The following is a 21,639-nucleotide window of genomic DNA, read 5'->3' as shown; positions in this document are numbered from 1 at the left end:
GATCCTAGGTCTGTCTGCTGGTTGTGGCTTCCGCCGGAAACTTGCCGAGCAACGCCTCGACCAGCTTTGAAAAGCCTATGCCCTTCGACGATTTGATCATGACCACGTCGCCGGGCTTCAATTCCGATAGAAGAACCGGTTTCAGATCTTCCGCACCGGCGCGGTATTCCGTCCTGATCTCGTCGGGCAAAACGTCGGCCAGCGCCCGCATTTCCGGGCCTCCGAGAAAGACCGTGCGCGTGTCGGTGCCGACGATCAGACCGGCAAGCGCGGCATGCAATTTCGCCGAATGGCTGCCGAGCTCGAGCATATCGCCGAGCACGGCAATGCGCCTGCCCTCGCCCGACACCGGCGTCGTGTTGAGCAGTGCCATTGCAGCGCTCATCGACGCGGGATTGGCGTTGTAGCTCTCGTCGATCAGCGTGATCGGCCCGTTGGGATGACGCAACACATAGCGCTTGCCGCGTCCGCGTTCGGGCGAAAGATCGGCCAGCGCCTGCGCAACCCTGTTAACGTCGGCGCCGACCAGATGCGCGGCACCAAGCACCGCGAGCACGTTCTGCACCATATGGCGGCCCGGCGCGCCGATCCTGGCGACAATCTCGTGCCCGCCAATCTTGGCGGTGATGACCGAGTGATCGGCATTGAGCTCGCATTTGATCAGTTTGAAGGTCGCCCGGGCGTTCTCGCCGAACCCGTAGACATGCTCGACGCCGGCCTCTTTGGCCATCTTCTCCAGCAGCTTCCAGCGCGCATCGTCGCGGTTGAGAAGGGCGGCGCCACCGGGTTCCAGTCCCTCGAAAACCTCTGCCTTGGCCTTGGCGATCTCGTCCAGGTTGCGGAAGAAGCCGAGGTGAGCGGCCGCGATCAACGTGACGATGGCGACATGCGGCCGGACCATCTTGACCAGCGGCCGGATCTCGTCGGGATGGTTCATGCCGATCTCGAAGACGGCATAGTCGCAATCCTGGGGCATGCGCGCCAGCGTCAGCGGCACGCCCCAGTGATTGTTGAACGACTGGGCCGAAGCATGCACCGTACCGACCGCGGAGAGAGCGTGGCGTAGCGCTTCCTTGGTGGTGGTCTTGCCCGCCGATCCGGTCACGGCAATGACCCTGGCCTTTGAGCGTGCGCGCGCCGCAACGCCGAGCTTTTCCAGAGCGACAAGCACGTCCTCCACGACGATCATCGGTGCAGTCAGCCGCCCCAGCGACGGCAGCTTGCCCTCGGCGACGACCAGCACGCCGGCGCCCGCCTTGATGGCGGCGGTGACGAAATCATGGCCGTCCATGGCCTCGCCCTTGATGGCGAAGAAAGCGTCTCCCGGCTGCAGGCTGCGGCTGTCGATGGAAATGCCGGCGATGGCTTCAGGCATCGGACCGAGCGGCCGGCCATCCATGGCGGCAACCAGCGCCTCGGAGGTCCACAGATAGCTCACGCCGCTTGCTCCCGCAGCGCCGAGCGAACTTCCTCATGATCGGAAAAATGCAGCGTCTCGGTGCCGATGGTCTGGCCTTCCTCATGGCCCTTGCCGGCCACGATCAGCGTGTCGCCAGCGTGAAGCATCCCGACCGCCTCGTGGATGGCCTTGCGCCGGTCGCCGATCTCGATGGCGCCAGGTGCGGCTTCCAGGATCGCGGCGCGGATCGTCTCGGGTACTTCCGAGCGGGGATTGTCGTCGGTGACGATGACCACCTCGGCCAGCCTTGTGGCGATCTCGCCCATGATCGGCCGCTTGCCTCGGTCCCGGTCGCCGCCGCAACCGAATACGACGATGACGCGGCCGGTGGTAAAGGGGCGCACCGAAGCCAGCACGTTTTCCAGCGCATCCGGCTTGTGCGCGTAGTCGACATAGACCGGCGCGCCGTTGGCGGCCGTCCCGACAAGGTCGAGCCGTCCCGGCGCGCCCTTCAATTTCTCCAGCGACATCAACGCCTTGGCAACAGATGTTCCAGTCGAAATGGCGAGGCCGGCCGACACCAGCGCATTTGCAATCTGGAAGTCGCCGGCCAGCGGCAAGTCGACTTCGTGGAGAACGCCGTCCGCTTCGACCTCGGCGCGCTGGCGGTGGCGCTCGTGCTCGACCCGCTTCAGCCGCAGGAAATCGCCGTGGCGGCCGACCGTCAGCACGTTCAGTCCCGCTGCCCGCGCCGCCTTGATCGTCGGCTCCGACCACGGGTCGTCGGCAAAGATGACCGCCGGCGCGCCCTTCGGCAGCAGCGCGTCGAACAGACGCAATTTGGCGCGATGATAGTCCTCGACCGTCGGATGATAGTCCATATGGTCGCGGCCGAGATTGGTGAAGCCGCCGGCCGCGAGCTTGACGCCGTCGAGCCGGCGCTGGTCGAGGCCATGGCTGGACGCTTCCATCGAGGCGTGGGTGACGCCGGCCTGCGCCAGCTCCTTGAGCAGCCTGTGCAGTGCCACCGGATCCGGCGTGGTCAGCGAGCCATATTCGTTGCGGCCCGGCGCCACCACGCCGGTCGTGCCGATCGAGGCGGCGGCAAAACCCGCCTGCTCCCATATCTGCCGGGTGAATGCGGCGACCGAGGTCTTGCCGCTGGTTCCGGTCACCGCGACCATGGTTTGCGGTTGCATGCCGAAAAAACGTGCAGCACTCAGCGCCAGTGCAAGGCGCGGATCGTCTACGACAAGAACCGGGACTGGCAGCCCGGCGACCGCACTGCCTTTGCCGACCACGATCGCGGCAGCGCCGCGGCTTGCGGCATCGGCTGCGTAGGCTGCGCCATCCGCCTTGGAGCCGGTGAGCGCGAAAAAGACGACGCCCCGTGTTACCTGGCGGGAATCCGACGAAATCCCTGTAACCTCCATGTCGAAGGAAGCTGTCCCCTCGACAGGCAGGATACCGGCTAGATTTTTCAGCTTCATCGAACCCCGTTCATCGCAACAAAATAGCGCGCAGTTGCCGGCGCGCCCCAAGAATCACTGATAGGAAACCAGCGTTGCACCATTTTCATGGCTGAAATCTGGCTTCACGCCAAGCATGGAAGCCGCACGTCGGATGATGTTTGCAGCCATGATGCCCGCGTTCGAGGCGGCCGTACCACCCATGCCGGGCTTTTCCGGCTTCGGTTCGTCGGCGATCGTAAGCACTATGTATTGCGGATCGTCCATCGGAAAAGCCGCAACGAAGGCGTTGAAATTCTTTTCCTTCGAGTAACGGCCGTTGACAACCTTCTCCGCCGTTCCCGTCTTGCCGCCCACCCGGTATCCTGGCACCCGTGCATTGCGGCCGGATCCCTTTTCGGCATTGAGTGCATAGAGATAGCGCATGCCCTCGACCGTCTTGTCGCTGACCACTTTCTTGGCCACCGCCATCGCCTGCTCCTGCGTGCGCGGCAGGAAGGTCGGGTCCATCAGATAGCCGCCATTCATCAGCGCGGCGCAGCCGACCGCTGTCTGCAGCGGCGTCGTCGATACACCGTGGCCGAAGGCGATGGTGATCGAATTGACCTGCTTCCAGACCTTGGGCTCGGTCGGCCGAGCCACTTCCGGCAGTTCGGTCTGCATCTTCTCGAGGATTCCCAGGCGATGCAGGAATTCGCGGTGTCCGTCGATGCCAACCGCTTCGGCTTCCTTGGCAGAGCCGATATTGGAGGAGTAGATGAACACTTCCGGCACCGACAGTACCCGGCCCTTGCCATGGAAATCATGGATGGTTTGATGGCCGATCCTGATCGGGCGCGACGCGTCGAAACGGCTTTGCAGCGTTATCTTGCCGGAATCGAGCGCCATGGCGGTGGTGAAGCTCTTGAAGGTCGACCCCATTTCATAGAGGCCGGCCGACATACGGTTGAGCCGGTCCTTGTCCTGCGCGTTATAGGGGTTGTTCGGATCGAAATCCGGAACCGACGCCATCGCCAGCACCTCGCCGGTCTTGACGTTGAGCACGACGGCGCCCGCCGCGATCGCGTGGTACTTTTCCATGCCGGTGGCGACCTCATCGCGCACGATATGCTGGACGCGCAGGTCGATCGAGAGCTGCACCGGCTTCAAATCCTTGGCCACCGCCAGACCCGACGCCTGAAGGTCGCTCAAGCCTTGTTCGTCGATGTATTTCTCCATGCCGGAGATGCCCTGATTGTCGATGTTGGTGAGGCCGACAATGTAGGACGAGGTTTCGCCGGCCGGATAGAACCGGCGCTTTTCGGTGCGAAAGCCGAATCCGGGGATGCCGAGTTGCATGATGTCGGCCTGCTGCTTCGGCGTCAGTTGACGCTGCAGCCAGACGAACCCGGCGCCGCTCTTCAGCTTGTTGTATGTCTGCTCGTAGTCGATCTCGGGAAGCACCGTCGACAGCTTTTCGATCGCCTCGTCGGCATCGACGATGCGGCGCGGTTCGGCAAACAGCGACGCGGTCTTGATGTCGGTCGCCAGCACTTCGCCGTTACGGTCGACGATGTCGGGTCGCGATGCCGTCACCCGGCTCTGCGGGCCGCCCGACAGGTCGGGATTCTGGAAACCCAGATAGACCAGCCGCCCGGCAATGGTCGAATAGATGCCGAAGAACACTGCCATCGTCATGACGATGCGGGTCCTGCCCTTGCCACCGGTCGCCTTGCGGGCACCTTCGACCACGATTGATCCGCCTGCACCGGGCTTCGAACCGCGCTTCAGCAGCCTGCCAATCTTTGGAAATCTGGCAGCCATTGGAAATCCGGTGATCATTGGACGACGCCTCCGGTCACCACGGGATCCTTGCCGCCGATATCGGCCATGCCGCCCAGCCGCTGCGATGAAAGGTCCTCGATATTGACGGGTTTCGCCGGCAGATCGTCCAGCCCGACGATCTGCCGCGCATTGACCGGCTCGAGTCCGAGTTGCGATTTGTAGATTTCGGTGAGCTTCTGCAGGCGCGACGGCTGGGTAAGCAGGCTCCAGTCCGCCTTGAGCAGGTCGATCGTGTCCTCCTCATAACGGATCTGCGCCTGGATCTTGTGCACTGCCGCCATTTGCTCCTCGGCCTCGCGCTTGGTCTTGTAGGTCAGGGCGGCCGCCGAAACCATCACGGCGATCAGGACTATGTCGCTGGTACGAAACACGTGCTCACCTCTCTCCCGGTCGATCGGCGCCGGGAAGCTTTGGGCCAGGCAGTTTTGGCAGGCCGAAAATCGAAAAATCGCCGGCGCGCGCCGGCGCCTCTGTACGGATCGCAGCGCGCAGCCTTGCCGAGCGCGCCCGCGGATTTGCCGTTATCTCGGCATCGCCAGGCGTCACGCCGCCGCCCTTCTTGGTGAAGGTGGCGGTGCGCGCCTGCGCCTCGGGCAGGTGCCGCGATCCGGTCGCTGAATCGGCTCTGTCGGCGATGAAGCGCTTGACGATGCGGTCCTCCAGGGAATGGAAGGTCACCACGACAAGCCGCCCGCCCGGTTTCAGCACGCGCTCTGCGGCAAACAGTGCCTTGGCCAGTTCGCCGAGTTCGTCATTGACGAAGATGCGCAGCGCCTGGAAAACGCGGGTGGCCGGATGGATCTTGTCCTTTGGCGCGCGACCGATATGCGTCTCGATGGCATCGGCAAGATCGAGCGTGCGCTCGAAGGGGCGTTTTTCGCGACGGCTCTCGATCATGCGGGCGATGCGCCCGGCATGGCGTTCCTCGCCGAGAAAACCGAAGATGCGGGCAAGATCGCCCACCTTGAAGGTGTTCACGACGTCGGCGGCGCTCAGGCCCGCCTGCGCCATGCGCATGTCGAGCGGCCCATCGGCCCGGAACGAAAAGCCGCGCTCCGGCTGGTCGATCTGCATGGAGGAGATGCCGATGTCGAGCACGACGCCATCGGCACTTTCAACCTGTTCGTCGAGCGTCGAGAACGGTGCCTGGACAAGCCTGAGCTTGCCGCCGGACTGCTGTTCAAGGGCCCGCCCCGCCGCGATCGCATCCGGATCGCGGTCGATGGCGACGACCGAGGCTCCGCTTGCCAGAATGGCCTTCGTGTAGCCGCCGGCACCGAACGTGCCGTCGACGATCACCTCGCCTTTTGTCGGCGCCAGCGCCTCCAGAACTTCGGCAAGGAGGACCGGAATGTGACGGGCTGGTCCGCCAGCGGCATGAACTTCATCGCCGTCGCCCGCCATCATTCCGGCCGCTCCCCGGGCTTCGTCCCCTGCCGAAGTTGCAAAAGCCGGGCGCGTGCTTCCGTCCCATAGGCGCTGAGCCGTCCCGGCTCCCAGATCTGAAAGAAATTGCCGCGGCCAACGAAGGCCACTTCCGCTGAAATGCCGGTATGCTCGCGAATGAAATCGCTCATCGTGATACGGCCGTCCTGGTCGAGCTTCAGAAACGTTCCATCGCCATGGCAGAAGAACGACATGTCGTCCGCCGTCTGCAGGAACGGGTCTTCCTGGGCGATACGCTGCTCGTAGCGATCGAGCAGGTCGAGCCCACCGACATCCATCGCCGGGCGATCCAGGCAGCGTAGCGCATAAAGTTCCGAATAGCCGCGTTTCTGCACAACGGCACGGAAATGCGCCGGCACGGACACCCGTCCCTTCGCATCGATCCTGTTCACCGCGTTCGACAGAAACCGGTCCATTACGCGTTACGGCCGCTTGCGCCGCCGCACCCCTCTGCATCTTCCTGTCCGCGCCGCCCCAGCCCGGTCGGCGTCCAAAACCCACTTCGTTATAACGGGCGAACGCAGGCAAACGCGCAGCCGCCGCGGCTGCCCGATTGGCGTACGCTTCACCCTGACACGAAACGAAGGCTTGAGTATCGGAATGGGATATCATGGGGTGTTATGGGCGTCAACGGGAACAGTCTTCAAAACGCGCCTGCCACGACTGGGGAGAGCAGCTTTGACGGCACTCCCGTCTTTATCGTCTATTAAGCCTAACGAAGCGTTTAGAGCCGTGTGGCCCAACCGGAGCCGGCTTGCTGCGGATCGCTGCCGCGCATAGCCTCGGCATGTCCTTTTCCGGTCAGTAACGAGGTTGAAACCATGTCCGAAACAGCCAAGTCACGCGCCGCGGCACTTCCCCATCTGCGCCGCGGCGGGCTGGCCAAGGGCGACCCGATCCCCTTGCCCCTGACCATGGCCGCCATCTTTCATGCGCCCGGCGACGCCACCGGCTATGATCAATATGGCCGCTTCAGCAATCCAACCTGGGATGCGGTCGAGCACATGCTGGCGCATCTGGAAGACGCCCCATGCGTCGCCTTTCCCTCGGGGATGGCTGCCATCTCGGCGGTATTTTTCGGCCTGCTCAAAGCCGGCGACCGTATCCTGCTGCCGTCCGACGGCTATCACACGACGAGAGCGCTGGCAGAGCGCTTCCTCAAGTCCTTCGACGTCACTTACGATGTCCGGCCGACGTCGAGCTTCCTCGACGGCGGCTTCGACGGATACCGGCTTGCCTTCGTCGAAACGCCCGCCAACCCGGGACTGGATATATGCGACATCGCAGCCGTCGCCGAAGCCGTGCACAAAGCGGGTGCGGGGCTTGTGGTCGACAACACGACGATGACGCCTTTCGGCCAGCGCCCGCTCGATCTCGGCGCAGACATCGTCATTGCCGCCGACACCAAGGCACCAAACGGCCATTCCGACGTGCTGTTCGGCCATGTCGCCAGCCGCGACGCGGACATTATCTCAAGGGTGACCGACTGGCGCGAGACGTCGGGCGCCATCCCCGGGCCGTTCGAGGCATGGCTGGTGCATCGCGGCCTCGAAACGCTGGACGTGCGCTTCGACCGCATGTGCGCTTCCGCCGAAATAATAGCGCGACGACTGAAAAACCATCGCGCGATCAGCGGCTTGCGCTTTCCGGGACTGGAGAGCGATCCATCGCACAATCTTGCCCGCGCCCAGATGGAGCGCTTCGGCTTTCTCATCTCGTTCGTGCTCGCCTCGGAGGACAAGGCCGAGGATTTCATCAACAACTGCGCCTTGATGCAGGCAGCGACTTCGTTCGGCGGCGTACACACTTCGGCCGAACGGCGATCAAAAAGGGGAGATGCCGTTCCCCCCGGCTTCGTTCGCCTGTCGATCGGCTGCGAGCCGGTGGAAGAGCTTTGGCAGGCGATCGAGGCGTCGCTGGACGCAATCGGTGGCTGAATCGGCAATCACGAACTTAGATCGTCGGCGTCGATCTTGCGCCGGCCGTGCAGCACGCGAATGATTTCGATCGCCTCTTCGCGGACACGATACAAGGTGAGGTATTCGCCGACGATCAGGTGACGGATTCCGGTTGCGATGTCTTCGCGCGGCGCACCTGAGAAGGGGTGCAGGGTCAGCAAATCCCACCGCCTTTGCAAGAGATCCACGAGCCGAACCGCCGCATTTGGATTCTGTTCGGCAATGTAGTCGCCGATGGCTTCGAGGTCGATCAATGCCTGAGGAAGCAGGCGGTATTTCACTCCTCAAGGCCTTTGGTTCCGGTCATTTTCAGATATTTGGCGCGCAGCCGTTCCATGATTGGCGGCCCGTCCAGCCCCGGCCCGCTGTCGATCCCTTCCTGCACCAGCTTGCGCAATTCCTCGACCGTGTAGCCGAGCAGGTCGCGCCGGTCCTTCCATTGCCGCAGCGCGTCGCGGATCACCTCGCTCGCCGAGGCATATTCGCCGGCGGCGACCACGTCGTCGACCACCGCCGCCAATTCCGGCGACAGCGTGATGCTGCGTTTATCGACCTGTCCCATGACGCGCTCCTGAATACCGTCATCCAAATGGTACGATTTAATCGCACCATTTTCAAGGAATGCCGCGCTTAATTGCGGGTCGAAAACTGAACCAACGGCTGCGCCCGAAGACGCAACCTGCTGATATCAGGAGATTTCCTTTTATCGGGGAAAACTGCCAGCTGGCCTGTAAGCCGGGTTCTGTATGGCCCTCGCCGCTTACACGGCGAGAACGTGGCGGCCATTCATCTTGGGCGCATGTTGCCATACGCCTCACGCAACCTACCCGGACGGTGAGCCGGAAACAGCCCTCGAGGGTTTCCCCCCGCACCGCCCCTATTCGGTCTTGCTCCCGGTGGGGTTTACCGTGCCGCTCCTGTTGCCAGTCGCGCGGTGGGCTCTTACCCCACCCTTTCACCCTTGCCACGATTGGATCGTGGCGGTTTGCTTTCTGTGGCACTTTCCCTGGGGTCGCCCCCGCCGGCCATTAACCGGCACCGTGTCTCCATGGAGCCCGGACTTTCCTCACCCGCAGCCTTTCGGCTTCGCGGGTGCGGCCGCCCGGCCAGCTGGCAAGGCGTATAAAGGGGTTCAGGCCCGAAAACGCAAACGAAAAAGCAAGTTGTCGCTTGTCAGGCGGGCGCTCCAAGTGCAGCCAGCTGGACCTTGACCTTGCCGCAATAGGCTGCGGACACCGGGTTCATCCGTGTGGCGGCATGGCCGGCATTGTATTTCAGGATCGTGCCGCAGGTCGTGCCGCCGCCGAGATCCCGCGCCATGGCGAGGTACTTCATGCCGTATTTGATGTTGGTATCTGGATCATAGAGGCCCTGAACCGAACCGCTATAGCCCATCATCCGCGCCGTCGCCGGCTTGATCTGCATCAGGCCGATCTCGCCGGCGCTGCCGACCTGGTTCGGTTGGTAGTTGCTTTCGATCTTGATGACGGCGTTGGCGAGCGACACCGGGACGCCATAGCTGGCGGCATAACGCGCAATGATCGCCGAATACTGTCCGCTGGCGCCGACTACCACCGCCTGAGGCGCTGGCCTGCTCTTCGGAGCGACTGACGCCGTTGCCATGTGGTCGATGCTTTTGCGGTTACGCTTCACATAGTGTTTTGAGATTGTCTTTCTTGCAGCGGTTGGCTTTTTCGCAGGGGCCGGCTTTTTCGTCCTTACCGCGGTTGCTTGTTCCACTTTTGCGGTGGCGGTCTTCTCTACTTTTGCACCACGGGTGGCTTTCGGCACGGCGGTTTTGCCGGCTGCGGCACTGAAGCCCTGATCGGCCCGCTGGCTCAGCGGTGCGCTGTTTGCCGCACTGAAGGCAAAAGTCATTACGCCGGCAGCAATGGCTGCCGTTAAAACGGTCAATTTCTGCATGTGATCCTGTTCTGTTTGATCTGCACAAAGAACTTCGCGCAGATACCCTCAATCAACATCGGAACATTTGGGGGGATAGACGTCCGACAATCTGTACGGATCGCCTTTGACGACGGAATTGGCGCCAAAGAAGGCGACGCAAGTCACTTTGAGTAACAGATTGTAATTTTTAAGCTGGCAAAAGATTATTTGAGAGAGGCTATCCTTACGGAAGCGAGCAGCCTTTCCAGCGTGCGGATCGTCGATCCATCAGCCATGCCATCGACCAGGCGCTGCCGGAAATGCCGCTGAAATGCCTCTACCACGATTTCGGTCTGCCGATCGAAGGCGCCGGTGATCTCGACGCCATAACCATAGAGCGCCAGCATCGACTGCAGCGCCTCTACCTCGGCGCCGGTATCGCCTGGCTTCAGCACGGCGCCGCGCCGGATCGGTGCTGCCGGCACAACATGGCCGATACCGACGGCAAACAAGGCCTTCCATGGAAATTTCTCGCCTGGATCGACCTTGCGCCCCGGTGCCACGTCGGAATGGGCAAGCACCCGCTGCGCCGGAATGGAATGGCGCTCGATGATGCCGGCGCACAGGCCGATCACCGCACCGATCTGCGGTTTTGCAAAGTTGCGATAGCCGAGCGTATGCCCCGGATTGACGATCTCGATGCCGATCGAACAGGAGTTGATGTCGCTCTGTCCGAACCACGAGCTCTTGCCGGCATGCCAGGCGCGGTCGCTTTCCCTTACCATCTGAACAATGCGGCCGTCCTCATGGACCAGGTAGTGCGACGAGACCTCGCTTGCCGGATCGCACAACCATGCCTCGGCACCGGCGCCGGTAGCCATGCCGGTGTAGTGCAGCACGATCATATCGGGTCCGAGCGTCCCGCGCCGTGGTCCGAAATTCGGCGATACCCTGACCTCGGCGCTCGGCTCATCGGGCGGAAAGCCGCTCATGCGTGCCGCAGGCCTCGCTCGATCATTTCATAGGCCGCGTTGATCGCCGCCAGCCTGGTCGTCGCGATCTTGATGAATTCCTGCGGCAGGCCGCGTGCGATCAGCCGGTCCGGATGATTGTCGGAGACCAGCTTGCGGTAGCGCCTGCGGACCTCCTCGAACGGCTTCCCGCGCTCGATGCCGAGCACAACATAGGGATCGGCGGCACCCAGATCGACATGCCGGGCCAGGATGCTCTGGTAATGCGCCTCATCGATGCGGAATATCTCGGCGATGCGATGCAGGAATTCGCCCTCGCGCTCATGCACCAGCCCGTCGGCCTTGGCGATGTGGAACAGCCCGTCGAGTATATCCTCGAGCATCAGGCAGTTCGAATGGCCCGAACCGCAAAGCTGCGCCATCCGCTCGGCATAGGTCTCGAAACCGGCAATGTCGCGTTTGGCCAAATCGTAGAGCCGCGCCACATTGCGCCTCTGTTCCTTCGGCACCTCGAATATTTCCTGGAAGGCGCGCACCTCGTCTTGCGTGACGATGCCGTCTGCCTTGGCCATCTTGGCCGACAGGGCGATCATCGCCACCGAGAAGGCGACGCGCCGGCGCAGATCGGCATCGCCGGAGAAAACCGTGCGCACGGCCTCGACCACTTCGGCGACGCCTGACGACGCTGAAGATGAAACGCGTGTGACGAAGTCGCCAAGGCGGTCCCAAATCGACATGGGGGCTTCATAGGACCAACCACCCATCGCTATCAAGCCAAGACAGTGCCGCAGGGGCTGGCCCAATCGATTTGGCGCAATGCCTGAGGCGGCTGGCGCCAGCGCTCACGTCGTCGCACTCGGCCGCCAGGCGCTGGTATCGTAAGCAGCAGAAAGGCCGGCCTGTGAGGCCAGCCTTTCCTTGGTTGTCACATTGACTACTGAGCCGGAGCAGCCGGCGCAGGCGCCGGAGCCGGAGCCGGCTCGGCCGGCTTGTTTGCGTCAGGAGCAGCCGGTTTCATCGTCTGGTCGGATGCCGGCGGGTTGGTGCTCTGCGTCGTGGTGTTGTCGGTGCCGCTGTTGCTGCAGGCGGCAAGGCCAAGCAACGCAAGCGCCGACACCGACGCAAGAATGAGTTTCTTCATGATATCTCTCCTCTAATCACGCCTCCGTTACCGGCGGCGGTCGAGGACACAATGCGTAAGCTGCGCATGAGTTTCGTAACGTTGCATTTCTGCCTGTAACATATTCCAATCATTTGACGATTGCCGGTTAGGGCCTCGCAAGCTAACAGATCGAACAGGGAAAAATCCCGGGAGCCGCCGCAGTGACTGCAAAATGGGATTTCTGGATCGACCGTGGCGGCACCTTCACAGATGTCATCGGCCGTGACCCGCAAGGCGGGCTGCATCCAAGGAAACTCCTTTCGGAAAATCCCGAAGCCTATGCCGACGCTGCCATCCAGGGCATTCGCGATTTGCTCGGCGTCCAACCCGGCGCTCCAATCCCCTCCGCTCTGATCGGCGATGTCAAGATGGGCACCACGGTTGCCACCAATGCGCTTCTCGAGCGCAAGGGCGACCGTGTGCTGCTGCTCATCACCAAAGGCTTCCGCGATGCGCTGAGGATTGCCTATCAGGCCAGGCCCGATATCTTTGCCAAGCAGATCATCCTTCCCGAACAGCTCTATGAGCGTGTCGTCGAGATCGACGAAAGGGTTCGCGCCGACGGCAGTGTCGAGCGCCTGCTCGACATTGCTTCGGTACGCCCGGCTATTGAGCAAGCCAAGGCGGATGGCATCGATGCGGTCGCGATCGTCTTCATGCATGCCTGGAAACATCCCGAGCACGAAAAGGCGGTCGCCAAAGTCTGTCGAAAGCTCGGATTCTCGCAGGTCTCAGTCAGCCACGAGGTCTCGCCTCTGATCAAACTGGTCGGCCGCGGCGACACCACGGTGGTCGACGCCTACCTGTCGCCGATCCTGTCGAGATATGTGCAAAGAGTGGCAAAGGAACTGGGCGTCCTCTCCCCCCTTGAGGGGGAGATGTCGGCGGAGCCGACAGAGGGGGTCGTTGCGGCAGTGCTCGACGCCCCTGTGGTGCCTTCTGACAGGACCCCCTCTGGCCGCTTTGCGGCCATCTCCCCCTCAAGGGGGGAGAGTAGGTCGAACCCAGTCGAGCCGACCCCACCCGGCGGCTTCGCCGCCACCCTCCCCTCAAGGGGGAGGGAAAGCCCTCGCCTCATGTTCATGATGTCGTCGGGCGGCCTCACCGCCGCCGAAATGTTCCAGGGCAAGGACGCGCTGTTGTCCGGCCCGGCCGGCGGCGTCGTCGGCATGGTTGAGACGGCAAAACTCGCCGGTTTCGGCAAAGTCATAGGCTTCGACATGGGTGGCACCTCCACCGATGTCGCCCATTACGATGGCGACTACGAGCGCGCCTTCGACACCGAGGTCGCCGGCGTGCGCATCCGCGCGCCGATGATGCGCATCCACACCGTCGCTGCAGGTGGCGGCTCGATCCTGCATTACGAGGCCGGCCGCTTTCGCGCCGGGCCGGATTCGGCCGGCGCCAACCCCGGCCCGGCCGCCTATAGGCGCGGCGGCCCGCTGGCCGTCACTGACGCCAATGTCATGCTGGGCAAACTGCAGCCCGAGTTCTTCCCGGCTATTTTTGGACCGGGCCAGGACGAACCGCTCGACGTCCAGACGGTTCGCGAAAAATTCACCGCACTTGCCGCCGAGATCGGCGACGGCCGCTCACCGGAAACCGTCGCCGAAGGGTTCATCACCATCGCCGTCGAAAACATGGCCAACGCCATCAAGAAGATTTCGGTGCAGCGCGGCTACGATGTCACCGAATACCTCCTGAACTGCTTCGGCGGCGCCGGCGGCCAGCACGCTTGCCTGGTCGCCGATGCGCTCGGCATGGAGGCGGTGCTGATCCATCCCTTCTCAGGGCTGCTCTCGGCATACGGCATCGGCCTATCCTCTGTATTTGCGTCACGCCAGCAGGCGCTGCTGAAGCCGCTGGCGGACAATTCCGGGCCAGCGATCGATGAACTCATCGCAACGCTGCGCAAAGCCGTCATCGACGAACTCGCCGCGCAAGGCATCAGCGAAGACGCGGTCGTCTCGAGACCGGTGCTGCAGATCCGCTACGACGGCACCGATACCGCGCTGCCTGTGAACTTCGGGCACGGCTCGATTGCGCAGGCCAAGGCGGACTTCGAATCGGCGCACAAGGCACAGTTCGGTTTCGTCTATGACGACAAGCCGATGATCGTTGAGTCGATCGGCGTCGAAGGTACCGATACCGGCGGCACCGGCCGCGACGAAAGCGATTCAGTTGTTGAATACATGGCCGCAAATCCTTCCGGGAACCGGAAAATCTTTGTCGACGGCGTCTGGCGCGACGCCGGCATTTTCCCTCGCGAAACGCTGAAGCCTGGTAACAAGATCGCCGGCCCCGCTTTGATCATCGAGCCTAACCAGACCATCGTCGTCGAGCCGGGCTGGCAGGCCGAGATCACCGCCAAGAACCACGTATTGATGCGGCGCGTCGAGAAGAAGCGCCGACACGCCGCACTCGGCACCGAAGCCGATCCGGTGATGCTGGAGGTTTTCAACAACCTGTTCATGTCGATCGCCGAGCAGATGGGCGTGACGCTGCAGAACACCGCCTATTCGGTCAATATCAAGGAGCGCCTCGACTTCTCCTGTGCCGTTTTCGACCGGAATGGCGCGCTGGTCGCCAACGCGCCGCATATGCCGGTGCATCTCGGCTCGATGGACCGCTCGGTGGAAACCATCATCCGGCTCAACTCCGGCGACATCCGTCCCGGCGACGTCTTTGCGCTGAACGCGCCTTACAATGGCGGCACCCATCTGCCTGATATCACAGTGGTGACGCCGGTGTTTTCCCTCCCCCTTGAGGGGAGGGTGGCCGCGAAGCGGCCGGTTGGGGTCCTCGCAGAAGGCACCACAAGTGCGTCGAGCACTGCCGCAACGACCCCCTCCGGCGGCTTCGCCGCCACCTCCCCCACAAGGGGGGAGATCGGCCAATCGCCGAAGATCCTCTTCTACGTCGCCTCGCGTGGCCATCATGCCGACATCGGCGGCACCGCGCCCGGCTCGATGACGCCGCTTGCCACAACCGTCGACGAGGAAGGCGTGCTGTTTGACAATTTCCGCATCGTCGATCGCGGCCGGTTCCGCGAGAAGGACCTGGAGACGCTGCTCACCGACCACCCCTACCCGGCGCGCAATCCGCACCAGAACATCGCCGACCTCAAGGCGCAGATCGCCGCGAACGAAAAGGGCGTCGCCGAGCTGCGCAAGATGGTCGCGCATTTCGGCCTCGATGTGGTCGCAGCCTATATGGGCCATGTCCAGGACAATGCCGCCGAAAGCGTGCGCCGCGTTCTGGAGCGGCTGCCCGACAGTTCGGAATACGAATATCCGACCGACACCGGCCAAATGATCAAGGTGAAGATATCGGTCGACCGGCGGAAGCGCGAAGCGACCGTCGACTTCACCGGAACGTCGCCGGTGATGAAGAACAATTTCAATGCGCCAGAGCCGGTCGCCCGAGCCGCTGTGCTTTATGCCTTCCGCGTCATGGTCGAAGACAACATCCCTATGAATGCCGGATGTCTGCGGCCGATCAACATCATCATTCCCGACGGCTCGATGCTGAAACCCGCCTATCCCGCGGCAGTCGTCGCCGGTAATGTCGAGACCTCGCAACACGTCACCAACGCGCTATTCGGCGCCATGGGCGCGATGGCCAATGCGCAGGGCACGATGAACAATCTCACCTTCGGCAACAAGCAGTACCAGTATTACGAGACGATCTGCTCGGGCTCGCCGGCCGGCCGGATGAACGACGGCCGCGGTTTTGCCGGCACCTCCGGCGTCCACACCCATATGACCAATTCGCGCCTGACCGATCCGGAAGTGCTGGAACTGCGTTTCCCGGTATTGCTGGAGGATTTTCATATCCGCGAAGGCTCCGGCGGCGAAGGCAAATGGAATGCCGGCGACGGCACCAGGCGCACTATCCGCTTCCTCGAAAAAATGGAATGCGCGATCCTGTCCTCGCATGGCAACCGCCCGCCGCGGGGACTGGACGGAGGCGGCGATGGCGAGGCCGGTTCGACCAAGGTCCGCCGCAAGACCGGCGCGATCGAGACGCTGAAAGCCTGCGATCAGACCATCCTCGACGCTGGCGAGGCGGTCATCGTGACGACCCCGACCCCAGGTGGATTTGGCAAGGCCTGAACTCGCGTCAACAGGCTGTCACCGGCCTGTCATCACCCTGCGCTACCCGCTTGCGGCAACGCAAACGGGGAATCGCCTTGCCATGACGGACATTTCTGGGGACCTGGTTTTTCGCCGCGGCAAGGAAGTCGGCAAGGCCGTCTACCAGAACCGCCCGCTGTCGAAAGCTGGCCTCTCCGAGCGCCTGTTCGCCTTCCTGTTCTCCGGCCTCGTCTATCCGCAGATCTGGGAAGACCCCGAAATCGACATGGACGCGATGCAGCTCGGGACGGGCCACCGCATCGTCACCATTGCCTCCGGCGGCTGTAACATCCTTGCCTATCTCACCCGCTCGCCGGAAAGGATCGATGCCGTCGACCTCAACGCTGCCCATATCGCGCTGAACCGCATGAAGCTCGAAGCCGTCCGTCACCTGCCGTCGCAGGGCGACCTGTTCCGTTTCTTCGGCGCGGCTGGGACCGGGCACAATTCACAGGCCTACGATCGCTTCATCGCACCGCATCTCGACCCGGTCAGCCGCCATTATTGGGAGCGCCGCAACTGGCGCGGCCGTCGCCGCATCGCTGTCTTCGACCGCAATTTCTACCAGACCGGCCTGCTTGGCCTGTTCATCGCCGTGGGCCACCGCACCGCAAAATTCTTCGGCGTCGACCCGGCCGGCATCATGGACGCCAAGAGCATCGCCGATCAGCGCCGCTTCTTCGACGAAGAGCTGGCGCCGGTCTTCAAAAAACCGCTGCTGAAATGGGCGACCTCACGAAAAGCCTCGTTGTTCGGCCTCGGCATTCCGCCGGCCCAGTACGATTCGCTGATCACCTCGGGTGACGGCACCATGGCCAGCGTGCTGAAGGCACGACTGGAAAAGCTCGCCTGCGATTTTCCGCTGAAGACCAATTATTTCGCCTGGCAGGCTTTCGCCCGCCGCTACCCTGATCCGGGCGAGGCCGCCCTGCCCGCCTATCTCGAAAAGTGCAACTACAAGACGATCCGCAACAATGTCGATCGCGTTGCCATCCACCACGCCAATCTGATCGAGTTCCTTGCCCGCAAGGATGCCGGCTCGGTGGATCGCTTCGTGCTGCTCGATGCACAGGACTGGATGACCGACCACCAGCTCAACGGGTTGTGGGCCGAGATCACCCGAACCGCCTCAACCGGCGCCCGCGTCATCTTCCGCACCGCAGCGGAACCCAGCCTGCTGCCCGGCCGCGTCTCGAATTCGCTGCTCGACCAGTGGCGCTACGAGAACGACGCCTCGCGCGAGTTTTCGGCGCGCGACCGCTCGGCCATCTATGGCGGCTTCCATCTCTATGCGAAGCGGTCCTGATGAGCACGACCGACTTGCCGGCCAGCCATGCCGAGCTGATGGACGGCGTCTACCGCTGGCAGCGTCATATCTACGACCTGACCCGCAAATACTATCTGCTCGGCCGCGACCGGCTTATCGCCGGACTGGATGTGCCGGCCGGCGGCACCGTGCTCGAGCTCGGCTGCGGCACCGGCCGCAACATCATCCTCGCCGCCCGCCGCTATCCCGGCGCGCGCTTCTTCGGCCTCGATATTTCGGCCGGGATGCTGGAGACGGCCACCGCTGCCCTTGCCCGCGAAGGCCTCTCCGGGCGCGTCACCCTGGCGTGCGGCGACGCCACCGATTTCGACGCGAAAGCACTGTTCGGCGTCAAAAGTTTCGACCGCATTTTTGTCTCGTATTCGCTGTCGATGATTCCCGGCTGGGAGAAGACAGTGTTCGCGGCTCTTGCTGCCCTGTCACCGGGCGGCTCGCTGCACGTCGTCGATTTCGGCCAGCAGGAGGCCCTGCCCGGCTGGTTCCACACGCTGCTGCGCGGCTGGCTGAAAAAATTCCATGTCCAGCCGCGTGAAGCCCTGCGCGACGTCCTGGAATCGGAATCTGCGAGAGTTGGTGCAAGCCTTCGATTCAGAACACTTTATCGCGGCTACAGCTGGCTCGCCGTGATCAAGATCGCCATCTAATATCAATTTTGGCGTGGAAGGTTTTGGGGCTCCAATCCTAAATGGGGGCCGTGGCTGACATCAGTTTAATTGGCTAAATCACACATTGCCATGTGACCCAAGGAGTGGTACATTATCTCCTTGCCGGAAGCATGGGATGATCATCGGATTTAGAGATGGATGGCTGCGGGCTTTCTTCGTGGACGACACCCATTCCCGCAATATTCCGTCCGATCTCGAAAGCCGCTTGTTCCGCAAGCTCCAGATGATTGACGACGCGGCGATCGATCAGGATTTGCGTGTGCCGCCCAGCAACCATTTCGAGAAGTTGCGCGGCAATCTCGAAGGCTTCCATTCGATCCGTGTCAACAAACAATGGCGGCTGGTCTTCCGCTGGGACGGGGGCCGGGGCGAGGCGTCGGACATCTATCTCGACGACCACAGTTATATATAAGTGAGGTGAGACATGTTGATGACCGCACGCAAGCCAGCAACGGTTGGCGAAATTCTTACGGAAGAATTCATGCAACCACTCGGCCTGACACAGGCGGCTTTGGCCGAAGCTATGAGCGTCCAGCGCAAGCATGTGAACGAATTGTGCAACGGCCGCCGCAACGTGACGGCGGCTACCGCGCTCATTCTGGCGCGGGTGTTTGGCAACAGCCCGGATTTCTGGTTGAACGTCCAGCGCCGTAACGATCTTTGGACGGTTATGAATTCACCCGACGAGCGGGCGCGTGTTGATCGCGCCAAGCCTTTGGCGACAGCCGCATAGACAAGACTGCGACCGCCGCATTCCTCAGTGCAGCGCCTTGACCAGCGCCGCCACCATCACCTGCGGCCGATAGCCGAGCCTGGGCGGCGTCAGGCCGAGCCGCACCACAATCAGCTGCTCCGAGGGGATGATGGCGACCGTTTGCCCGTCATGCCCCTCCATCCAATAGGTGTCCTTGGGCACGCCGGCGGCAGTGCCGGCGCCGGGGTTTTCTTCGTCGCCCGGTCCTTCTATCCACAATTGCCCCTTGCCGTAGACTTTCGAGGCAGTTGCCGGTTCCCGCATCCAGTCGACGAAGCCGGCGGGCAGAATCTCCTTGCCGTTCCAGACGCCGCCCTGCAGCAGGAACTGGCCGAAGCGCGCCCAGTCGCGTGCCGTGGCATAGAGATAGGACGAGCCGACGAAGGTGCCGTGCTCGTCGGCCTCAAGCACAGCGCTGTGCATGCCGAGCGGATCGAACAGCGCGGTCCTCGGCCAGGCCAGCGCCTTGTCCTTGTCGCCGATCGCGTCCTGCCACAATCGGGACAGCATCACCGCCGTGCCGCTCGAATAGGAAAACACCTTGCCGACCTCGCCGGTCAGCGGCTTGGATCCGGCAAAGCCCGCCATGTCCGGTTCGAGATAGAGCATGCGCGTTACGTCGGCGACGTCGCCGTAATCCTCGTTGAATTCCAGCCCGCTCGACATCGCCATCATATCGGCGAGGCTGATCACGGCGCGGCCATCTCCCTTCCAGGGACCGAACAGACCCTGGTTGGTCATCGCTAGCTTGCCCTCCTTCACCAGCGTGCCGACGATCGCCGCATTCACCGTCTTGGTCATTGACCAGCCCAATAGCGGCGTCTTTTCGGAAAAGCCGTCGCCATAGCGCTCAGCGACGATGCGGCCGTTCTTGACCACCACCACCGCCCGCATGCCGGCGCCGGTCATGGCTGGATCGTCGAGGACTTTCGCGACCTCGGGATCCTGCGAGGCATCGGCCTTGTCGCCCTCCGGCCAGATCAGATCGGGCAGCGGCGCCGGCGTCGGTGGAGCTCCGGCGACAGCCTTGGCGGCGGCAATATCGCCGTCGGGAACCGAGGCGCAGCCGAGCCCGTCGCGGGCGACCGCGACACTTTTGCCGAGCGCGCCGAACAGGCCCGCCGAAACCGTTCCCTTCTCCTTGTCCACCGACACTCTCATCAGCTTCAGCAGCGGATGACCCGGCGCCTGCACATCGACGGCGAGCACGTCGTCGGCGTCTCGCCCGGCGATGAAGACGTTCGAGCAGACGATCTTGGCGGCATAGCCGGAACCGACGCGGATCAGTTCCGGCGGCGCGAAATACAGCCAGCCGGCGAGTATCGCGGCGGCCAGCGCAGCCAGGCCGAGCAGCCATTTGACGAACTTCAGGAGGATCTGCATTTTTTCGAATTCCCCTGAGCGCGATCTATGTCATCGATTTGCCGCCATTGTTTCGGCAAAATCGCGGCTCTTGTCGAGCGCCGTCAACCGAATATCAACCATGATCGGCGATCACAGGTGAATGTCGCCCAGAAGTGCGCAGCGGTTTTGGGACAACGACATGCATAGACAAAAGAGCTAAGCGCGTCGAAGCGACGCGCTTAGGATAGACCGGGCGATCCTGTGGGGTGACCGTCCGGCGGGGCTTGAATGTATGCGTCCCAAAACTGCGTAACGGTTTGGGAATGCATGAAACGAAGATCCAGGCGCGTCGCGTAAGTCGGTTTCAGACACGCTGCGCCCGGTCGAGGGGCACCCGCGGAAAGACCCATCAGCGGCCGGCTGAAACCGGCTCGGGAAGTAGCGATGCGCCGTTTCGCGGTTCTCATCACGCTGACGCTGCTTGGTGCCTGCTCGACAGTCGAGGATCTGACGCCATCGCTGTCGTCGTCCAGCGCCTCGATGGTTGCGGTACGCGCGCCGCGTTTTGCCGATTCCGACCCGCATGAATGGGACAGCGGCGCACCGTGGAGCTATGCCGTCCACGGCACCGACGTCTCCAAATACCAGACATCGATCGACTGGCCGGCGGCCAGGGCCAGCGGCATCTCCTTCGCCTTTATCAAGGCAACCGAAGGCGGAGACCGTTTCGATGAAGCTTTCAACGAGCATTGGAGCCGCACCAGGGCGTCGGGCATCCCCCGTGCCGCCTATCATTTTTTCTACTTTTGCACGCCGGCCGCTACCCAGGCGCGCTGGTTCATCCAGAACGTGCCCAAAGACAGCTCGGCGATGCCGCCGGTTCTCGACATGGAATGGAACCCGAAATCGCCGACCTGTAAGCTGCGGCCCGATCCGGCCACGGTACGCAGCGAGATGAGCACGTTCCTCGAAATCGTCGAAAAATACTACGGCAAGAAGCCAATCATCTACACGTCTGTCGATTTCTTCGAAGATAACGGTTTATCGGGCTTCCGCAATTACCCCTACTGGCTGCGCTCCGTCGCCGGGCACCCGCGCCAGAAATACGGCAGCCATCCCTTCACCTTCTGGCAGTATACCGGAACGGGTGTCGTGCCGGGCATGGCCGGAAACGCCGACATCAGCGTCTTCAACGGCTCCGAAGCCGCGTGGAAGAAGTGGTTGCGGCAGAACACCCGTTGACACCAGGCCTGCCGCCTGCTTTTCGACACAGCCAACGACGAATGCCTGCAACCGCCGG

At 62.6% G+C, this 21,639-nt stretch carries 20 protein-coding genes and 1 other RNA gene; 7 read left to right on the top strand and 14 right to left on the bottom strand.

Annotated elements, in window-relative coordinates:
* Nucleotides 1–4: 4 nt before the first annotated feature.
* From NKH59_RS21855 to mraZ, 6 genes are read right to left on the bottom strand one after another with little or no spacing between them, the layout of a single operon-like run.
* Nucleotides 5–1,438: a UDP-N-acetylmuramoylalanyl-D-glutamyl-2,6-diaminopimelate--D-alanyl-D-alanine ligase gene (locus NKH59_RS21855; protein WP_352539518.1), complete on the bottom strand. Its 1,434-nt coding sequence runs from the start codon at nucleotides 1,436–1,438 to the stop codon at nucleotides 5–7.
* The gene (locus tag NKH59_RS21850) at nucleotides 1,435–2,889 is read right to left on the bottom strand and encodes a UDP-N-acetylmuramoyl-L-alanyl-D-glutamate--2,6-diaminopimelate ligase (RefSeq protein ID WP_352539517.1); all 1,455 of its coding nucleotides are present in this window, start codon (nucleotides 2,887–2,889) and stop codon (nucleotides 1,435–1,437) included. The genes NKH59_RS21855 and NKH59_RS21850 overlap by 4 nt, the downstream gene beginning before the upstream one ends.
* 54 nt (nucleotides 2,890–2,943) lie before the next feature.
* Nucleotides 2,944–4,671, bottom strand: coding sequence for a peptidoglycan D,D-transpeptidase FtsI family protein (locus NKH59_RS21845; RefSeq protein WP_352471555.1), 1,728 nt, complete (start codon nucleotides 4,669–4,671; stop codon nucleotides 2,944–2,946).
* A 14-nt stretch (nucleotides 4,672–4,685) separates the two neighbouring features.
* Nucleotides 4,686–5,063 carry a cell division protein FtsL gene (gene ftsL, locus NKH59_RS21840; protein ID WP_352539516.1) on the bottom strand — a complete coding sequence of 126 codons (378 nt, stop codon included), beginning with the start codon at nucleotides 5,061–5,063 and terminating at the stop codon, nucleotides 4,686–4,688.
* A gap of 4 nt (nucleotides 5,064–5,067) precedes the next feature.
* Nucleotides 5,068–6,099 carry a 16S rRNA (cytosine(1402)-N(4))-methyltransferase RsmH gene (rsmH, locus tag NKH59_RS21835; RefSeq protein WP_352539515.1) on the bottom strand — a complete coding sequence of 344 codons (1,032 nt, stop codon included), beginning with the start codon at nucleotides 6,097–6,099 and terminating at the stop codon, nucleotides 5,068–5,070.
* Nucleotides 6,096–6,554 (bottom strand): division/cell wall cluster transcriptional repressor MraZ, encoded by a 459-nt coding sequence (gene mraZ / locus NKH59_RS21830; RefSeq protein WP_254818997.1) that lies wholly within the window; start codon nucleotides 6,552–6,554, stop codon nucleotides 6,096–6,098. Before mraZ ends, rsmH begins: the two co-directional genes overlap by 4 nt.
* A gap of 405 nt (nucleotides 6,555–6,959) precedes the next feature.
* Here mraZ and NKH59_RS21825 point away from each other — a divergent pair, with 405 nt between their 5' ends.
* Entirely contained in the window at nucleotides 6,960–8,075 is a 1,116-nt protein-coding gene (locus NKH59_RS21825; RefSeq protein WP_352539514.1) for a cystathionine gamma-lyase, read from the top strand.
* Nucleotides 8,076–8,083: 8 nt separating this feature from the next.
* On the opposite strand, the gene NKH59_RS21820 is transcribed toward NKH59_RS21825, so the two are convergent.
* The 7 genes from NKH59_RS21820 to NKH59_RS21790 form a co-directional block, all read right to left on the bottom strand.
* A complete protein-coding gene (locus NKH59_RS21820) occupies nucleotides 8,084–8,377 on the bottom strand; it encodes a type II toxin-antitoxin system RelE/ParE family toxin (RefSeq protein WP_352539513.1) in 294 nt (97 codons plus the stop codon).
* Nucleotides 8,374–8,658, bottom strand: a complete 285-nt coding sequence (locus NKH59_RS21815) for a type II toxin-antitoxin system ParD family antitoxin (protein WP_352539512.1) — start codon at nucleotides 8,656–8,658, stop codon at nucleotides 8,374–8,376. The genes NKH59_RS21820 and NKH59_RS21815 overlap by 4 nt, the downstream gene beginning before the upstream one ends.
* A gap of 153 nt (nucleotides 8,659–8,811) precedes the next feature.
* Nucleotides 8,812–9,210, bottom strand: an RNA gene (rnpB, locus tag NKH59_RS21810) — RNase P RNA component class A.
* Between the two features lie 59 nt (nucleotides 9,211–9,269).
* Nucleotides 9,270–10,019, bottom strand: coding sequence for a lytic transglycosylase domain-containing protein (locus NKH59_RS21805; RefSeq protein WP_352471549.1), 750 nt, complete (start codon nucleotides 10,017–10,019; stop codon nucleotides 9,270–9,272).
* A gap of 185 nt (nucleotides 10,020–10,204) precedes the next feature.
* Nucleotides 10,205–10,972, bottom strand: coding sequence for an N-acetylmuramoyl-L-alanine amidase (locus NKH59_RS21800; protein ID WP_352471548.1), 768 nt, complete (start codon nucleotides 10,970–10,972; stop codon nucleotides 10,205–10,207).
* A complete protein-coding gene (locus tag NKH59_RS21795) occupies nucleotides 10,969–11,688 on the bottom strand; it encodes a TerB family tellurite resistance protein (RefSeq protein WP_352471547.1) in 720 nt (239 codons plus the stop codon). Before NKH59_RS21795 ends, NKH59_RS21800 begins: the two co-directional genes overlap by 4 nt.
* A 197-nt stretch (nucleotides 11,689–11,885) precedes the next feature.
* Nucleotides 11,886–12,092 carry a hypothetical protein gene (locus NKH59_RS21790; protein WP_023676780.1) on the bottom strand — a complete coding sequence of 69 codons (207 nt, stop codon included), beginning with the start codon at nucleotides 12,090–12,092 and terminating at the stop codon, nucleotides 11,886–11,888.
* A 182-nt stretch (nucleotides 12,093–12,274) separates the two neighbouring features.
* On the opposite strand from NKH59_RS21790, the gene NKH59_RS21785 reads away from it, so the two are divergent.
* The 5 genes from NKH59_RS21785 (at nucleotide 12,275) to NKH59_RS21765 (ending at nucleotide 18,974) form a co-directional block, all read left to right on the top strand.
* Nucleotides 12,275–16,228 carry a hydantoinase B/oxoprolinase family protein gene (locus tag NKH59_RS21785; RefSeq protein ID WP_353023004.1) on the top strand — a complete coding sequence of 1,318 codons (3,954 nt, stop codon included), beginning with the start codon at nucleotides 12,275–12,277 and terminating at the stop codon, nucleotides 16,226–16,228.
* An 82-nt stretch (nucleotides 16,229–16,310) separates the two neighbouring features.
* Entirely contained in the window at nucleotides 16,311–17,555 is a 1,245-nt protein-coding gene (locus NKH59_RS21780; RefSeq protein WP_352539508.1) for a BtaA family protein, read from the top strand.
* A complete protein-coding gene (locus NKH59_RS21775; RefSeq protein WP_352539507.1) occupies nucleotides 17,555–18,220 on the top strand; it encodes a class I SAM-dependent methyltransferase in 666 nt (221 codons plus the stop codon). The genes NKH59_RS21780 and NKH59_RS21775 overlap by 1 nt, the downstream gene beginning before the upstream one ends.
* 136 nt (nucleotides 18,221–18,356) lie before the next feature.
* A complete protein-coding gene (locus tag NKH59_RS21770; RefSeq protein WP_352456184.1) occupies nucleotides 18,357–18,653 on the top strand; it encodes a type II toxin-antitoxin system RelE/ParE family toxin in 297 nt (98 codons plus the stop codon).
* Between the two features lie 12 nt (nucleotides 18,654–18,665).
* Complete coding sequence (locus NKH59_RS21765; RefSeq protein WP_352453138.1) at nucleotides 18,666–18,974, top strand: HigA family addiction module antitoxin; 309 nt, start codon at nucleotides 18,666–18,668, stop codon at nucleotides 18,972–18,974.
* Nucleotides 18,975–18,998: 24 nt separating this feature from the next.
* Here NKH59_RS21765 and NKH59_RS21760 read toward each other — a convergent pair whose 3' ends face one another.
* Nucleotides 18,999–20,378 (bottom strand): serine hydrolase domain-containing protein, encoded by a 1,380-nt coding sequence (locus tag NKH59_RS21760; protein ID WP_352539506.1) that lies wholly within the window; start codon nucleotides 20,376–20,378, stop codon nucleotides 18,999–19,001.
* 405 nt (nucleotides 20,379–20,783) lie between these two features.
* On the opposite strand from NKH59_RS21760, the gene NKH59_RS21755 reads away from it, so the two are divergent.
* Complete coding sequence (locus NKH59_RS21755; RefSeq protein ID WP_502898549.1) at nucleotides 20,784–21,581, top strand: glycoside hydrolase family 25 protein; 798 nt, start codon at nucleotides 20,784–20,786, stop codon at nucleotides 21,579–21,581.
* Nucleotides 21,582–21,639: the final 58 nt, after the last annotated feature.

The sequence above is a fragment of the Mesorhizobium sp. M0998 genome (genome assembly GCF_040318885.1).
GTDB lineage: Bacteria > Pseudomonadota > Alphaproteobacteria > Rhizobiales > Rhizobiaceae > Mesorhizobium.
The sequence above is the reverse complement of the archived record's forward strand: the minus strand, read 5'-3'. Positions and strand labels throughout refer to the sequence as shown.

Coding starts and splice junctions, on each gene's coding strand:
- NKH59_RS21850 (WP_352539517.1), bottom strand. CDS start 2,889: ATGAAGCTGAAAAATCTAGCCGGTATCCTGCCTGTCGAGGGGACAGCT.
- NKH59_RS21845 (WP_352471555.1), bottom strand. CDS start 4,671: ATGGCTGCCAGATTTCCAAAGATTGGCAGGCTGCTGAAGCGCGGTTCG.
- rsmH (WP_352539515.1), bottom strand. CDS start 6,099: ATGATGGCGGGCGACGGCGATGAAGTTCATGCCGCTGGCGGACCAGCC.
- mraZ (WP_254818997.1), bottom strand. CDS start 6,554: ATGGACCGGTTTCTGTCGAACGCGGTGAACAGGATCGATGCGAAGGGA.
- NKH59_RS21825 (WP_352539514.1), top strand. CDS start 6,960: ATGTCCGAAACAGCCAAGTCACGCGCCGCGGCACTTCCCCATCTGCGC.
- NKH59_RS21815 (WP_352539512.1), bottom strand. CDS start 8,658: ATGGGACAGGTCGATAAACGCAGCATCACGCTGTCGCCGGAATTGGCG.
- NKH59_RS21805 (WP_352471549.1), bottom strand. CDS start 10,019: ATGCAGAAATTGACCGTTTTAACGGCAGCCATTGCTGCCGGCGTAATG.
- NKH59_RS21800 (WP_352471548.1), bottom strand. CDS start 10,972: ATGAGCGGCTTTCCGCCCGATGAGCCGAGCGCCGAGGTCAGGGTATCG.
- NKH59_RS21795 (WP_352471547.1), bottom strand. CDS start 11,688: ATGTCGATTTGGGACCGCCTTGGCGACTTCGTCACACGCGTTTCATCT.
- NKH59_RS21790 (WP_023676780.1), bottom strand. CDS start 12,092: ATGAAGAAACTCATTCTTGCGTCGGTGTCGGCGCTTGCGTTGCTTGGC.
- NKH59_RS21780 (WP_352539508.1), top strand. CDS start 16,311: ATGACGGACATTTCTGGGGACCTGGTTTTTCGCCGCGGCAAGGAAGTC.
- NKH59_RS21775 (WP_352539507.1), top strand. CDS start 17,555: ATGAGCACGACCGACTTGCCGGCCAGCCATGCCGAGCTGATGGACGGC.
- NKH59_RS21770 (WP_352456184.1), top strand. CDS start 18,357: ATGATCATCGGATTTAGAGATGGATGGCTGCGGGCTTTCTTCGTGGAC.
- NKH59_RS21765 (WP_352453138.1), top strand. CDS start 18,666: ATGTTGATGACCGCACGCAAGCCAGCAACGGTTGGCGAAATTCTTACG.
- NKH59_RS21760 (WP_352539506.1), bottom strand. CDS start 20,378: ATGCAGATCCTCCTGAAGTTCGTCAAATGGCTGCTCGGCCTGGCTGCG.
- NKH59_RS21755 (WP_502898549.1), top strand. CDS start 20,784: ATGCGCCGTTTCGCGGTTCTCATCACGCTGACGCTGCTTGGTGCCTGC.